The organism is Tenacibaculum soleae (assembly GCF_030549005.1).
GTDB classification, from domain to species: domain Bacteria; phylum Bacteroidota; class Bacteroidia; order Flavobacteriales; family Flavobacteriaceae; genus Polaribacter; species Polaribacter soleae.
Window position 1 is genome coordinate 91,635 of sequence record NZ_JAUOSW010000009.1, and the last position, 14,385, is coordinate 106,019.

General features: G+C 31.4%; 14 protein-coding genes and 1 riboswitch. Of the genes, 1 reads left to right on the forward strand and 13 read right to left on the reverse strand.

Going from position 1 to position 14,385, the window contains the following annotated elements:
* Positions 1-3 precede the first annotated feature (3 nt).
* The 3 genes from leuD to Q4586_RS12320 are packed head-to-tail and all read right to left on the reverse strand — an operon-like array spanning position 4 to position 3,141.
* Positions 4-582, reverse strand: coding sequence for a 3-isopropylmalate dehydratase small subunit (leuD, locus tag Q4586_RS12310; RefSeq protein ID WP_275688794.1), 579 nt, complete (start codon positions 580-582; stop codon positions 4-6).
* A gap of 1 nt (position 583) precedes the next feature.
* Complete coding sequence (leuC, locus tag Q4586_RS12315) at positions 584-1,966, reverse strand: 3-isopropylmalate dehydratase large subunit (protein WP_303529347.1); 1,383 nt, start codon at positions 1,964-1,966, stop codon at positions 584-586.
* The gene (locus tag Q4586_RS12320; protein WP_303529350.1) at positions 1,966-3,141 is read right to left on the reverse strand and encodes a 2-isopropylmalate synthase; all 1,176 of its coding nucleotides are present in this window, start codon (positions 3,139-3,141) and stop codon (positions 1,966-1,968) included. Before Q4586_RS12320 ends, leuC begins: the two co-directional genes overlap by 1 nt.
* A 132-nt stretch (positions 3,142-3,273) precedes the next feature.
* On the opposite strand from Q4586_RS12320, the gene Q4586_RS12325 reads away from it, so the two are divergent.
* Complete coding sequence (locus Q4586_RS12325; RefSeq protein WP_303529352.1) at positions 3,274-4,836, forward strand: hypothetical protein; 1,563 nt, start codon at positions 3,274-3,276, stop codon at positions 4,834-4,836.
* Position 4,837: 1 nt separating this feature from the next.
* Here the strand turns inward: Q4586_RS12325 and metF are convergent, their stop codons facing one another.
* The 10 genes from metF to Q4586_RS12375 all read right to left on the reverse strand — a co-directional run bounded on the left by metF (position 4,838) and on the right by Q4586_RS12375 (position 14,375).
* Positions 4,838-5,794: a methylenetetrahydrofolate reductase [NAD(P)H] gene (gene metF / locus Q4586_RS12330; protein ID WP_303529355.1), complete on the reverse strand. Its 957-nt coding sequence runs from the start codon at positions 5,792-5,794 to the stop codon at positions 4,838-4,840.
* A gap of 220 nt (positions 5,795-6,014) precedes the next feature.
* Positions 6,015-6,275 (reverse strand): hypothetical protein, encoded by a 261-nt coding sequence (locus Q4586_RS12335; protein WP_303529358.1) that lies wholly within the window; start codon positions 6,273-6,275, stop codon positions 6,015-6,017.
* A 7-nt stretch (positions 6,276-6,282) separates the two neighbouring features.
* Complete coding sequence (metH, locus tag Q4586_RS12340; RefSeq protein WP_303529361.1) at positions 6,283-8,961, reverse strand: methionine synthase; 2,679 nt, start codon at positions 8,959-8,961, stop codon at positions 6,283-6,285.
* A gap of 16 nt (positions 8,962-8,977) precedes the next feature.
* Positions 8,978-9,418, reverse strand: a complete 441-nt coding sequence (locus Q4586_RS12345) for a hypothetical protein (protein WP_303529364.1) — start codon at positions 9,416-9,418, stop codon at positions 8,978-8,980.
* 3 nt (positions 9,419-9,421) lie between these two features.
* Positions 9,422-10,420, reverse strand: a complete 999-nt coding sequence (locus tag Q4586_RS12350; protein ID WP_303529367.1) for a homocysteine S-methyltransferase family protein — start codon at positions 10,418-10,420, stop codon at positions 9,422-9,424.
* A 49-nt stretch (positions 10,421-10,469) separates the two neighbouring features.
* Positions 10,470-10,594, reverse strand: a riboswitch (SAM riboswitch).
* Between the two features lie 64 nt (positions 10,595-10,658).
* Entirely contained in the window at positions 10,659-11,549 is an 891-nt protein-coding gene (cysM, locus tag Q4586_RS12355; protein ID WP_068706283.1) for a cysteine synthase CysM, read from the reverse strand.
* A 3-nt stretch (positions 11,550-11,552) separates the two neighbouring features.
* Positions 11,553-12,293: a serine O-acetyltransferase EpsC gene (gene epsC / locus Q4586_RS12360; protein WP_068706281.1), complete on the reverse strand. Its 741-nt coding sequence runs from the start codon at positions 12,291-12,293 to the stop codon at positions 11,553-11,555.
* Position 12,294: 1 nt separating this feature from the next.
* Positions 12,295-12,627, reverse strand: a complete 333-nt coding sequence (locus Q4586_RS12365; protein WP_068706279.1) for a 2Fe-2S iron-sulfur cluster-binding family protein — start codon at positions 12,625-12,627, stop codon at positions 12,295-12,297.
* An 18-nt stretch (positions 12,628-12,645) separates the two neighbouring features.
* Entirely contained in the window at positions 12,646-13,701 is a 1,056-nt protein-coding gene (locus Q4586_RS12370; protein ID WP_303529372.1) for an NAD(P)/FAD-dependent oxidoreductase, read from the reverse strand.
* A 92-nt stretch (positions 13,702-13,793) separates the two neighbouring features.
* Entirely contained in the window at positions 13,794-14,375 is a 582-nt protein-coding gene (locus tag Q4586_RS12375) for a precorrin-2 dehydrogenase/sirohydrochlorin ferrochelatase family protein (protein ID WP_303529375.1), read from the reverse strand.
* Positions 14,376-14,385: the final 10 nt, after the last annotated feature.

A 14,385-nucleotide genomic window follows, 5' to 3' on the forward strand; every position in this document is an offset into this window, starting at 1 on the left:
CTTTTATAATGAAGCTTCAAAAGCTTCTATTTTATCTTTTTTACTTACTAAAAAATCAATATCATCATAACCATTAATTAAGCATAGTTTTTTATAGGAATTAATTTCAAATTCGCTGGTTCCTACTGGTGTTTTAATTATTTGGTTTTCTAAATCGATAATTATAATCGTATCGGGTTGTTGTGCCACTCTTTCAAGTAACTTATTTAAAAACTCTTCAGATACTTGTACTGGTAAAATGCCATTATTTAATGCGTTCCCTTTAAATATATCAGCAAAAAAACTACTGATTACTACTTTAAAACCGTAACCAGCCAATGCCCAAGCTGCATGCTCTCTACTTGACCCACAGCCAAAATTATCGCCAGCAATTAATATGCTTCCTTTATAATTTTTATTGTTTAAAATAAAACTCTCATTTACACTTCCATCTTTATGATAACGCCAATCTCTAAACACATTATCTCCAAATCCTTTTTTATCAGTCGCTTTTAAAAAACGAGCAGGAATTATCTGATCTGTATCTACGTTTTCAGTTGTTAATGGAACTGCTGTATCAATTAATTTTACAAATTTCTCCATCTTAGTTTAAATGTTTAGTGATATCTATAATTTTTCCTTCTACTGCTGTTGCTGCTGCCATTAACGGGCTTGTTAAAATGGTTCTTGCTCCTTGTCCTTGACGCCCTTCAAAATTCCTGTTAGATGTAGAAACACAATATTCTCCTTCAGGAATTTTATCATCATTCATCGCTAAACAGGCCGAACAACCTGGCTGACGTAATTCAAAGCCTGCTTCTTCAAAAATAGTTTGTAAGCCTTCGTTTTGAATTTGCTTTGCTACTTTTTGAGAGCCCGGAACTAACCATGCATTTACATTAGTGGCTTTTTGTTTTCCTTTTACATAATTTGCAGCAACTCTAAAATCTTCAATTCTAGAATTAGTACAACTTCCTATAAAAACATAGTTTATTGGTTTATCTATTAAACTTTCTCCTTTTTTAAAGTTCATATATTCGATTGCCTTTTCAAAAGAAGTATCGCTTAAGGTTGGAATATTTTCTGATATTTTAATTCCCATTCCTGGGTTGGTACCATAAGTTAACATTGGCTCAATATCTTCCGCATTGAAATTATATTCTTGGTCAAATTTTGCATCTACATCTGAAGCTAAAGTTTTCCAATAGGCTACTTTTTTATCAAACTCTGCTCCTTGTGGTGCAAATTCTCTACCTTTTACATATTCAAAAGTAGTTTCATCTGGGGCTATCATTCCGCCTCTTGCTCCCATTTCAATACTCATATTACAAACTGTCATACGGCCTTCCATAGACATTTCTTCAAACACATTTCCTGCGTATTCACAAAAATATCCTGTGCCCGAATTGGTTCCTAATTGTGCTATGATATAAAGAATAACATCTTTAGGAGACACTCCTTTTTTTAGTTTTCCATTAACAGAAACGCGTAAGCTTTTTGGCTTTTGAAGTAACAAACATTGGCTCGCAAATACCTGTGCTACCTGACTTGTACCTATACCAAAAGCAATGGTACCAAAAGCACCGTGGGTTGATGTATGGCTATCGCCACAAACCATTGTCATTCCTGGTTGCGTAATTCCTAGTTCTGGTGCAATTACATGTACTATTCCGTTATTTTTATGTCCTAATTCATATAACGTAATATTATTTTCTTTACAATTCTCGGTTAATTGGGCTAACTGATTTCTAGACAGCACATCTTTAACAGGCAAATGTTGATTTACTGTTGGCGTATTATGATCGGCAGTTGCTACGATTTTATGCGGACGCGCTATTGGAATATTACGTTCTTTTAACTCATTAAAAGCTTGTGGGCTGGTAACTTCGTGAATTAAGTGTTTGTCTATATATAAAACCTGTGGACCATCTTTTACAGTATCTACCACATGGGCATCCCATACTTTATCAAATAATGTTTTTCCCATTAGGCTATTGCTATTTTAGATACTTTACTTACTTGTTTCATAATTAAATGCAAATCATCATCTATTATCTCTTTTTGTTTATCGGCAAAATTTAAAAATGTTTTATAGGCGGTATCTAATTGTAACTTAGTTAATTCATACCCTATTTTTTTTGCTCTGTATGCTAATGCTGCTCTTCCGCTTCGAGCGGTTAAAACAATAGCACTTTCTGTTACTCCAACATCGGCAGGGTTCATAATTTCATACGTTTCTCTATTTTTAATTACGCCGTCTTGATGAATTCCTGAGCTGTGCGCAAATGCATTGGCTCCAACGATTGCTTTATTGGGTTGTACAGGCATTCCCATACTTTCGCGAACCATAATACTTGTATCATATAATAATTGTGTATTGATATCGGTTTGTAGGTTTAAATATGGATGTTGTTTTAAAATCATTACTACTTCTTCTAAAGCAGTGTTTCCTGCACGCTCTCCAATTCCGTTTACAGTACACTCAATTTGCCTTGCACCGCTAATAGCACCGGCAATTGAATTTGCTGTTGCTAAACCTAAATCGTTATGACAGTGACAAGAAATTATAACATTTTCTATACCTTTTACATGCGCTTTTAAATACTTAATTTTTGCTCCGTACTCTTCAGGTAAACAATACCCTGTGGTATCTGGGATATTTAAAACTGTAGCTCCTGATTTTATCATTTCTTCACATACCTTGGCTAAAAAAGCATTGTCAGTTCTCCCTGCATCTTCTGCATAAAACTCTACATCATCTACAAAATTTTTAGCATAAGAAACTGCTTCTTTACCTCTTCTTATTACTTCATCTTGTGATGCGTTAAATTTATACTTTATATGTGAGTCACTTGTTCCAATTCCTGTATGAATCCTCGGTTTAATTGCTTGTTTTAAAGCTGCAGCAGCAACCTCAATGTCTTTTTTAACTGCCCTAGTTAATCCACAAACCGTAGCATTTTTTACAATTTTTGCAATTTCACTTACTGATGTAAAATCACCTGGACTAGAAACAGGAAAACCTGCTTCAATCACATCAACTCCTAAAAAATCAAGTCTTTCAGCAATAATTAGTTTTTGTGTTGTATCTAATTTACATCCAGGAACTTGTTCTCCGTCTCGTAAAGTGGTGTCGAATATTTGAACTTTATCGTTATTCATTAATCTAAAATAATTGTCATTATATATAATCAAATGTATATATTGGTTTCCGTAACAAGTTGTTTTTTAACTTATTACTTACGATATTTAAATTAAAAAAAAACAACACAAAACACTGATAAACAAATAATTATGAGCAAAGTCATTACACAATCCAATCAACAAAACGACTCGCTATTTGTTTTAATAAAGTCTTTATCTAAATCTGAAAAGCGGCAGTTTAATCTTTATGTTGGTCGTTTAGATGGTAATAATGATGCTAAGTTTTTTTCCCTTTTTAAGTTTCTGGAAAAACAAAAAAAGTATGATGAAAAAACAATTATAAAAAGTGGTATTGTAAGTAAACAACAACTTTCGAATTTAAAAGCACATTTGTATAAACAAATTTTAATTAGTTTACGAATGAATCCTGCTCACAAAAATATTCGGATTCAAATAAGAGAATTATTAGATTTTGCGACAATTTTGTATCAAAAAGGATTGTATAAACAAAGTTTAAAACTACTTGATAAAGCAAAAAATACAGCAATTGATAATGAAGAAAAAAATATTGCTTATGAAATTGTAGAACTTGAAAAAGTTATAGAAAGTCAATATATAACTCGAAGTATTAGTACTAGGGCTGACGAATTAACAATTCAGGCAAAAAAACTAAGTCAACAAAATGTAATGACCAGTAAATTGTCAAACTTATCGATACAATTATACAGTTATTTATTAAAAAATGGCTACGTAAGAAATGATATTGAACTTAAAAAAGTGAATCATTATTTTAATTCTAAACTACCACACTATCAATATGAAAATTTAAATTTTAGAGAGAAGCTTTGGTTATATAAAGCTAATTTATGGCATAGTTTTTTAACACAAGATTTTTTACAAAGTTATAAATATGCTAATAAATGGGTTAATTTATTTAAAATTAATGCTAAAAATATTGCTATTCATCCTGTTTTTTATTTAAAAGGGAAAAATTATTTACTAGAAAGTCTTTTTTTTATAAAACATTACACAAAATTTAAAAAAGAGCTTTTATTATTTGAGGAAGAAGTTAAAAATAATATAATACCACAAAATAGTAATACTGAAATTCTTATTTTTCAATACTATTATTCAAACAAACTACATGCTCATTTTTTAGAAGGTAATTTTTATGAAGGAGAATATTTAGTTGAAATAATAAACGACAAGATTGCGCTTTATAAAAACAGGTTAGACAACCATCATATTGTTGTTTTATATTATAAAATAGCTTGTTTATACTTTGGTATGGGTAAAAATAAAGAATGTATTTTATATTTAAATAAAATTATTAAATCTAAAAAAATTCATGTTGCTGAAGATTTACAATGCTTTGCTCGTATTTTAAATTTAATTGCACATTACGAATGTGGTTTAGATTACGATTTAGAAAGACAATTTAAAGACACCTATCGCTTTTTATTAAAAATGGAAAATCTTCAAGAAGTTCAAAAAGAATTTATTTCATCAATAAAAGCGTTAGGCGACGTGTTTCCTCATCAAATTAAAAAGGAATTTAAAAAAATATATGACCGTTTAAAAGTTTATGAAAATCATCCATATGAAAAAAGAGCTTTTTTATATTTAGATATTCTTTCTTGGTTAGAGTCAAAAATTGAAAACAAACCAGTTGCTTTGATCATCAAAAATAAACTCAATCAAAATATTAGATAATTTAAAATAATGCTTTGGCTATTGCTTTTACATTGTCACTTTTTCCCATAGAGTAATAATGTAACAAAGGTACTCCGGCTTGTAATAGTTCTTTAGATTGCTCAATACACCACTCTACTCCAATTTGTCTTACTTGTTTATTTGTTTTACAATCGTCAATCGATTTTATCAATGTTTCTGGCAAATCAATTTTAAAAACTTGAGGTAATAATTGTAAATGACGTTTTACGGCTATTGGTTTAATACCTGGAATAATTGGGATGGTAATTCCTATTGCTCTTGCTGCGTTTACAAATTCGAAATACTTTTGATTATTAAAAAACATTTGTGTCACAACATAATCTGCCCCTGCATCAACTTTTTCTTTTAATCGTTTTAAATCGGTTTGTAGTGATGGAGATTCTAAATGTTTTTCTGGATACCCTGCTACACCTATACAAAAATCAGCTTTATGATTTGCTTCTATCACATCGTGTAAATATTTACCACTATTTAAACTCTTAATTTGACCTACCAATTCTGTTGCAAATTGATGTCCTCCTTTTGTTGGTTCAAAATACTTTTGATGACTCATTGCATCACCTCGTAATGCCATCACATTTTCAATACCTAAATAATGACAATCTACCAATAAATACTCTGTTTCTTCTTTGGTAAATCCTCCACATAAAACATGCGGAACCGTATCTACATCATATTTGTGCTTTATTGCTGCACAAATACCTACTGTACCAGGACGCATTCTGGTTATTTTTCTATCTAACAATCCATTTCCTTTATCAATATATAAATGTTCTTCTCTTGAAGTGGTTACATCTATAAAGGGCGGATTAAACTCCATCAACGGATCTATATTATTATATAAATCCTGAATGTTGTTTCCTTTTTTTGGCGGAATAATTTCAAACGAAAATAATGTTTTCCCGTTTGCTTTTTTAATGTGATCTGTTACCTTCATAAGTTATTATAAAGGCGTATTTAACTATATAAATGATGCTATAAATAATGATATTGTAAACATTATTAGTAATTGAATCATAAACTTAATTTCTAAACTATACTTTTTCATTTTTGTTCTTTTTATTAATTTTTATAGTTCAAAATTACTATCGTTTCTTGGTTTAAATTTTACCTTAAAGATAATTTATTGTTAATTAAATACGCTTTTTTTTATGTTTTTAGTTGTTAGTTGTTTCTTGTTTTATTAATATTTTTTTTACCAATTCGTACGGCTCTTTATACTCCCAATAAATCCATCTACCACCTATATAATCAGTTAAAATATATTTATCGCTCAAGGATTTAATTCTACTTATAGCAATTGTTTTGGGTAAAAAAACATCTGCAGTAACCTCTTCAGTTATTTCTTTATTATCCTCATCATATCCATGAGAAATAATATGATTTCTTAAGTTTAATTCTATAAATTCCTGACTCATTTTGTTTTTAATTATCAGCTATCGCTGGATGTAACCACTTTCTAGCCTTGTCTAAGGTGATGTTTTTTCTATTAGCAAAATCACGTACTTGATCGTCTGTAATTTTACCTAATCCAAAATATTTTGCTTCTTCGTTTCCAAAATAATAACCAGAAACTGCTGCTGCTGGCCACATTGCTAAACTTTCTGTTAATGTTACTCCTATTTTTTCTTCAACTTTTAATAAATCCCAAATCGTTTCTTTTTCTAAATGATCAGGACATGCCGGATATCCTGGTGCAGGACGAATACCTTTATAAGTTTCCTTTATTAATTCATCATTTGATAATGTTTCATCAGCTGCATATCCCCAATGTTTTGTTCTAACTCTATGGTGTAAATATTCTGCAAAAGCTTCGGCAAAACGATCGGCAATTGCCTGTACCATAATGGCATTATAATCATCTTCCTTTTCTTTATATGTTTTCGCTAGTTCATCTGCTCCAAAAATAGCAGTACAAAATGCCCCCATATAATCTTGTTTTTTAGATTCTTTTGGTGCTATAAAATCTGACAAAGCAATACTTGGTTTTCCTTCTCTCTTTTTAAGTTGTTGACGTAAGGTTCTAAAAACTGCAATTTCTTCCCCTTTTTTCTGAATAGAAATATCGTCATCATTAATTGTATTTGCTTCAAATAACCCAAATACTGCTTTTGGTTTTAATAATTGTTTCGTAATTATTTTATCCAAAATCACTTTCGCATCTTCATACAATTGCGTTGCCTGCTCGCCAACTACCTCATCAGTTAAAATATCTGGGTATTTACCGTGTAAATCCCAACTTCTAAAAAACGGACTCCAATCTATATATGGTAATAATTCTTTTAAACTAACTTGTTCTAAAGTTTGAATTCCTAGCTCTTTAGGTTTAAAAATAGAGCTTGTTTTCCAATCTATTTTAAACTTACGTTCTCGAGCTTCTTCAATTGAAATATAGGCTTTAGTCTTACCTCTTTTTAAGAATTTTTCGCGAAACTCATCGTAGTCTTTTTTTAACTTTGCAACATAGGCATTACTGGTTTCTTCGTTTAATAAATCACTTACCACAGTTACCGCTCTTGATGCATCGTTTACATGCACCACCGCGTTTTTATATTGAGGATCTATTTTTACAGCCGTATGTGCTTTTGATGTTGTTGCCCCACCTATTAATAAAGGTACCGAAAACTCTTGGCGTTCCATTTCTTTAGCCAAGTACACCATTTCATCTAACGAAGGTGTTATTAAACCTGATAAACCAATAATGTCAACATTTTCTTTTTTAGCAGCTTCAATAATTTTTTCTGGCGGAACCATAACGCCTAAATCAACAATTTCATAATTGTTACAGCCTAAAACAACACTTACAATATTTTTACCAATATCATGTACATCTCCTTTTACAGTTGCCATTAAAACTTTACCCAAGGCCTTTTGTTTTTCTCCTTTTTCTGCTTCAATAAACGGATTTAAATAAGCAACTGCTTTTTTCATTACTCGTGCCGACTTAACTACTTGAGGTAAAAACATTTTTCCTGCACCAAATAAATCACCTACCACATTCATTCCAATCATTAAATGACCTTCTATTACTTGAATTGGTTTGTCTGATTCTTGCCTTGCTTGTTCTACATCTTCAATAATAAACTCATCAATTCCTTTTACTAAAGAATGGGTAATTTTTTCTTGTAAAGGCAAACTTCTCCATTCTAATATTTTTGCTTCATCTTGCTTTTTAACCCCTTTTACAGTTTCAGCAAAATCTAACAGTCGCTCGGTTGCATCATCTCTTCTATCTAAAATAACGTCTTCAATATATTCTAATAAATCTTTAGGAATATCGTCATAAATTTCCAGCATTGCTGGGTTTACAATTCCCATATTCATTCCTGCCTGAATTGCATAATACAAGAAAACAGAGTGCATAGCCTCTCTAACAATATTATTTCCTCTAAAAGAAAACGAAACATTACTTACACCACCACTTACACTTGCGTTTTGTAAATTTTGTCGTACCCAACGTGTAGCTTCAATAAAATCGATGGCATTTTTTCTGTGCTCTTCCATTCCGGTTGCAACAGGAAAAATATTTAAATCGAAAATAATATCTTCGGATGCAAACCCTACTTTATCAACTAAAACATTATACGATCGTTCGGCAATTTCAATTCTTCTTTCGTAAGTATCAGCTTGCCCAACCTCATCAAAAGCCATAACAATTACTGCAGCTCCGTACCTTTTAATTTGAGTGGCTTCCCAAATAAATTTTTCTTCTCCTTCTTTTAATGATATTGAATTTACAACACATTTTCCTTGTACTACTTGTAAACCAGCTTCGATAATTTCCCATTTAGAACTATCAATCATTAACGGAACTCTACAAATATCAGGTTCGGCTGCTATTAAGTTTAAAAAACGAACCATAGCTTCTTTTCCATCAATCAAACCATCATCCATATTTACATCGATAATCTGAGCTCCTCCTTCAACCTGGTGCCTTGCTATTGCTAAAGCTTCATCAAACTTTTCTTCTTTTATCAACCTTAAAAACTTACGAGATCCTGCAACATTTGTGCGCTCTCCAACATTAATAAAATTGGTATGTTCACTTAAAACTAAAGGTTCTAAGCCCGAAAGTTTCATATATTTATTCGCTTTTACACTCATCTTTTAATAATGTTACTTATTTAATTCTGATATATTTTTCAATAATATCTCTATGAATCCCTGCTTCTTTTACTTCTTCTAATCCATATTGAATTAAGGTATCACCAGTAATTTTTACTGTAAATGGAAATACATGGCCCCTAATAGCATCAACCGAAATATAATTTAAGGTTTCTTTGTAATTATTCCCTTCTAAAGTATAACTACCGCCGCCGCCATAAAATCCTGCTGCTGTTTCTTTTGGTTGATTAAAAAATGCGAAATGACTTTTGTTTATAATTTTAATAAAATCTGCTTTAGACAAATCTTTAACCTTTATGGAATCGTTTTCTTTAACCTCACCATATACTAACTTCCAAGTACCTTGGATATTAATTTTTATAGCTTCTTTTTTATCTAGATTATTACAAGAAACTAGTAAGATTGTAACTAAAATTAATTGAATTATATTTTTCATAGTTTAGGTTGTTTTAAATTTTCTTGGTGAATATTTTAATGCTAAATCTGCTATTGCTTTAATATGTTCTGGCGTTGTACCGCAGCAACCACCAACAATATTAACCAAGTTTTTCTTTAAATACTCTTCAATTTGTTCGGCAGTTTCTTCAGCAGTTTCATCATACTCACCAAAAGCATTTGGCAACCCTGCATTAGGATGTGCAGACGTAGCAAAATCTGTTTTTGAAGTAATTGCTTCTAAGTGAGGTTGTAATAAATTGGCGCCTAAAGCACAGTTAAATCCAACAGATAATAACGGAATGTGAGATACTGAAATTAAAAACGCTTCGGCAGTTTGCCCAGATAAAGTTCTTCCACTGGCATCGGTAATTGTGCCACTTAACATTACAGGCACTTCTATTTTTCGCTCGTCTTTTACTTCTTCAATAGCAAATAATGCGGCTTTTGCATTTAAGGTATCAAAAACAGTTTCAACTAATAAAATATCAGCTCCGCCATCCAATAAAGCTTCAACTTGTTCTTTATAAGCAATACGAAGCTCATCAAAAGTTACTGCTCTATAACCAGGATCATTTACATCTGGCGACATACTTGCTGTTCTGTTTGTTGGTCCTATTGATCCTGCAACAAACCTTGGTTTGTGTGGTTCTTTGACTGTAAACTCTATAGCTACTTCTTTTGCAATTTTAGCAGATTCATAATTTAATTCATACACCAAATTTTCCATTTGATAATCGGCCATTGCAATGGTAGTTCCTGAAAAGGTATTGGTTTCTATAATATCGGCACCAGCCTCAAAATACTTTGCATGAATTGTTTTTATTGCCTCTGGCTGTGTGATAGAAAGTAAATCGTTATTTCCCTGTAACGGTATTGGATATTCTTTAAAACGTTCTCCTCTAAAATCTTCTTCGGTAAATTTATATGCCTGAAGCATAGTACCCATTGCTCCGTCGAGTATGAGAATTCGTTTTTGTATTTCTTGGTAAATGTTTGACATTCCTGATATTTTATATTGTACATGTTATCAGGAAAAGAGGAAAGTCTTTCCGTTATCTCTCTTAAAAATTATATTTACTACAATTTTTTAAGTAGAATTTAGCACCTTCTTTGTTTACACATAGGGTTGCTAAGGTTTCACAGGGTCTAATCCCTCCACCTTTCTTGATAACATTTATAAAGTTAATGAACTATTATAATGCAAATAAACAAACTTTTTTTGTTTTTACATCATTTTTTTAATAATTATATAAATTGGATGATAAATATCTATCACCTATATCACAAATAACAGCTACAATAATACCTTCTTCAATCTTTTCTGCTACTTGTAATGCTACGTGTACTGCGCCACCACTACTCATACCTCCAAAAACTCCTTCTTGACTCGCAAGTTTACGTGTCATATTTCGTGCTTGGTTTTCGCTAACCTCAATAATTTCATCAACTTTTGACTTATCGAAAATTTTTGGCAAATATTCTTTAGACCATTTTCTAATACCAGGTATTTTAGAACCATCGGTTGGTTGTGCTCCTATAATTTTAACCTTAGGATTTTGTTCTTTCAAGTACGTAGAAACTCCCATAATAGTACCTGTAGTTCCCATGGCAGATACAAAATGTGTTACTTCCCCCTCAGTATCTTTCCAAATCTCAGGTCCTGTGGTTTTATAATGCGCTTTCCAATTATCATTATTTTCAAACTGATTTAACATAAAATACCCTTCTTTATAGCGTAGCTTTTGTGCTAAATCTCTAGCGCCTTCAATACCTTCTTCTTTTGGTGTTAATAAAACTTCGGCTCCATAAGCTTTCATTGTTTTTACACGTTCTTCAGTTGCACTTTCAGGCATTACCAACGTCATATGTAGCCCTAATACTTTTGATATAAATGCTAAAGCGATCCCTGTATTTCCACTAGTTGCTTCAACTAGATGATCTCCTTTTTTAATGTTTCTTCGGTTTAAAGCCTCAAAAATCATATTGTAAGCAGCTCTATCTTTGACACTTCCTCCTGGATTGTGTCCTTCTAATTTTAAAAATAAACGTACTCCTTTTTTATTTAAAATATTACTAACCTCTATTAAAGGGGTGTTTCCGACAAAGTCGGTTATTTTTTTTGCTTTCATAATTTAAACTTTATCTAATGAAACAATTTTATTTTCTGATTGATATATTACTAACGATTTAGGTGGTACAGATTCGGTAACACATACATTAGCCCCTATAATACTATTTTCACCTATTACAACTTCTCCTCCTAAAATAGTAGCGTTTGCGTAAATAGTTACATTTTTTTCAATCGTTGGGTGTCTTTTTGTTTCTGCTAAACTCTTTTTTACTTGTATCCCGCCTAAGGTAACTCCTTGATAAATTTTTACATTTTCTTTTATCAGAGTAGTTTCACCTATAACAATTCCGGTAGCATGGTCTATAAAAAACGAGTTTCCAATGGTTGCTCCTGGATGAATATCAGTACCTGTAACTCCATGAGTATATTCACTCATCATTCTTGGTAAAACAGGTACGTTTAACTTTACCAACTCATGGCTTAAACGATAAACTGCAATGGCATGAAAGCCTGGATATGCTAAGTATACCTCCGCTAAACTTTTTGCTGCTGGATCTGTTTTTTCAAAAGCAATGGCATCTAAATCTAATTTTTTACGAATTTCTTTAAACTTACTTTTATATGCTTCCCAAATTTTATCAGTATCATTAATCGCTAATGATTTTGTTATTTGAAGAAATAAACTTTGTATTGTTTTTATGTTTTCTTGATAATAATTTTCATCAAAAAGTGCATAAAATAATTTCTTTGTAAATTCTTCTACGGTGTCTTTTAAGGTTAGTTTATAATTTTTTAACGGCATACTATATTTCTGGTGCTAATTCAACTTCCAATCCTTCTAGTTCTGGTTTCATTTGAATTTGGCAACCTAAACGGCTATTGTCTTCAACATGAAAAGCTTCAGCTAACATCATATCTTCATCAATTCCCATTTCAGGTAATTCATGTTCAGATTTCACATAACATTGACACGAGGCACACATTGCCATACCACCGCAAACGCCTATGGTACCTTCTTCTGCTAATTCGTATGAACGAATTACTTCCATTAAATTCATTGCCATATCTGTCGGTGCAATAATTTCGTGAAGTACTCCTTCTCTATCTGTTATTTTTATATTGATATCTGCTGACATTATTTAGTATTAAACTTATTACTGAATTGCTTTTACTACTGCTTTTGGTGCTTCCTTTTTAGTTCCATCAAAACCTTCAACTCCACCTACCGTAGTATATTTCATTACATATTTTTTATCTGGATGAATGATTTTATAAGCACTCTGACACATTAAAGTTGCTTCGTGAAAGCCACATAAAATTAACTTTAGCTTACCAGGATACGTATTTACATCTCCAATTGCAAATATACCAGGAATATTTGTTTGATAATCTAAAGCATTGTTAACTTTAATCGCATTTTTTTCAATTTCTAATCCCCAATCTGCTATTGGCCCCAATTTTGGTGATAATCCAAATAAAGGAATAAAGTGATCTGTATCAATAATAAAAGGGTCTTCTCCTTTCTTTTCAACGGCTACTCCTGTAACGTGCTCTTTCCCTAAAATTCCTTTTACTTCAGCTGGAGTAATTAAATTAATTTTCCCTAAATTTTTTAATTCTTGTGCCTTTTCAACTGAATCTAACGCTCCTCTAAATTCATTTCTTCTATGAATCAAGGTTACTTCGGATGCTACATCTGATAAGAAAATCGCCCAATCTAAAGCCGAATCTCCACCTCCAGAAATTACCACTTTTTTATCTCTATACAGTTCTGGATCACGAATAATATATTCGACCCCTTTATCCTCAAAATCTGCAATATTAGGAATCGGTGGCTTACGAGGTTCAAAACTTCCTAAACCTCCAGCAATAGCTACAACTGGCGCTTGGTGTTTGGTACCCTTATTAGTGGTTACAATAAAAGTTCCGTCTTCTTGTTTTTCAATTGTATTTGCTCGTTCACCTAAGGTAAAACCTGGTTCAAATTGTTTTGTTTGCTCTAATAATTTATCGGTTAAATCACCTGCTAAAATTTCTGGATATGCCGGAATATCATAAATAGGTTTCTTCGGATAAATTTCTGAACATTGCCCTCCTGGTTGTGGCAAAGCATCAATTAAATGACATTTTAATTTTAATAAACCTGCTTCAAAAATAGTAAATAACCCTGTTGGTCCTGCTCCAATAATTAGTATATCTGTTGTAATCATAATTTTATTTATTTGTCATTACGAACGAAAAAAACTAAGCAATCTCTTTTTAAATCAACTAATTACTTTACTTTGTTCGCAATAACGTTACGCTATTTTTCTACTAAACTCTTCGTAAATTCGTTTAGTTTTTCAACTTTATCCTCAAAATCTCCTCTAAGGGTTTTTCTATATTTATTTAAATTTTGTACTAAATCGTTAATATTATTGGGAATTACTTCCTCAAAAAACTGACGTAATCTTTTGGCAGTTGTTGGCGATTTACCATTAGTAGAAATGGCTATTTTTACATTTCCTTTGGTTACAATTCCGCCCATATAAAAATCGCAATATGGTGGATTATCAGCAACATTTACCAATATATTTTGTTTTTTACAATCTTTATAAACTTCAATATTTACATCAACCTTATCAGTTGTTGCAACTACAATATGTTTGTCTTTTAAATAGATTTTATTATAAACATCAACAAGCATAACAACGTCAAAATTAGTTGCTAATTCTTTTGTTTCTTCTCTAAAAAATGGCGAAACCATGGTTACTTTAGCATTAGGACTAGACTTTAATAAAAAAGATAATTTTTCTAATGCTACAAATCCTCCACCAACAATAAGTATTTCTAATTGTTCTGTTTTTAAAAAAATCGGATATAAATTGTTTCTTTCTTCATTCATTTTACCTCCT

Bases quoted from the DNA above. Each gene is read 5' to 3' on its own strand.
- epsC (WP_068706281.1), bottom strand. From the start codon at position 12,293: ATGCCGTTAAAAAATTATAAACTAACCTTAAAAGACACCGTAGAAGAA.
- Q4586_RS12370 (WP_303529372.1), bottom strand. From the start codon at position 13,701: ATGATTACAACAGATATACTAATTATTGGAGCAGGACCAACAGGGTTA.
- Q4586_RS12365 (WP_068706279.1), bottom strand. From the start codon at position 12,627: ATGTCAGCAGATATCAATATAAAAATAACAGATAGAGAAGGAGTACTT.
- Q4586_RS12335 (WP_303529358.1), bottom strand. From the start codon at position 6,275: ATGAGTCAGGAATTTATAGAATTAAACTTAAGAAATCATATTATTTCT.
- Q4586_RS12375 (WP_303529375.1), bottom strand. From the start codon at position 14,375: ATGAATGAAGAAAGAAACAATTTATATCCGATTTTTTTAAAAACAGAA.
- cysM (WP_068706283.1), bottom strand. From the start codon at position 11,549: ATGAAAGCAAAAAAAATAACCGACTTTGTCGGAAACACCCCTTTAATA.
- leuC (WP_303529347.1), bottom strand. From the start codon at position 1,966: ATGGGAAAAACATTATTTGATAAAGTATGGGATGCCCATGTGGTAGAT.
- Q4586_RS12325 (WP_303529352.1), top strand. From the start codon at position 3,274: ATGAGCAAAGTCATTACACAATCCAATCAACAAAACGACTCGCTATTT.
- metH (WP_303529361.1), bottom strand. From the start codon at position 8,961: ATGAGTGTAAAAGCGAATAAATATATGAAACTTTCGGGCTTAGAACCT.
- metF (WP_303529355.1), bottom strand. From the start codon at position 5,794: ATGAAGGTAACAGATCACATTAAAAAAGCAAACGGGAAAACATTATTT.
- Q4586_RS12350 (WP_303529367.1), bottom strand. From the start codon at position 10,420: ATGTCAAACATTTACCAAGAAATACAAAAACGAATTCTCATACTCGAC.
- Q4586_RS12320 (WP_303529350.1), bottom strand. From the start codon at position 3,141: ATGAATAACGATAAAGTTCAAATATTCGACACCACTTTACGAGACGGA.
- leuD (WP_275688794.1), bottom strand. From the start codon at position 582: ATGGAGAAATTTGTAAAATTAATTGATACAGCAGTTCCATTAACAACT.
- Q4586_RS12345 (WP_303529364.1), bottom strand. From the start codon at position 9,418: ATGAAAAATATAATTCAATTAATTTTAGTTACAATCTTACTAGTTTCT.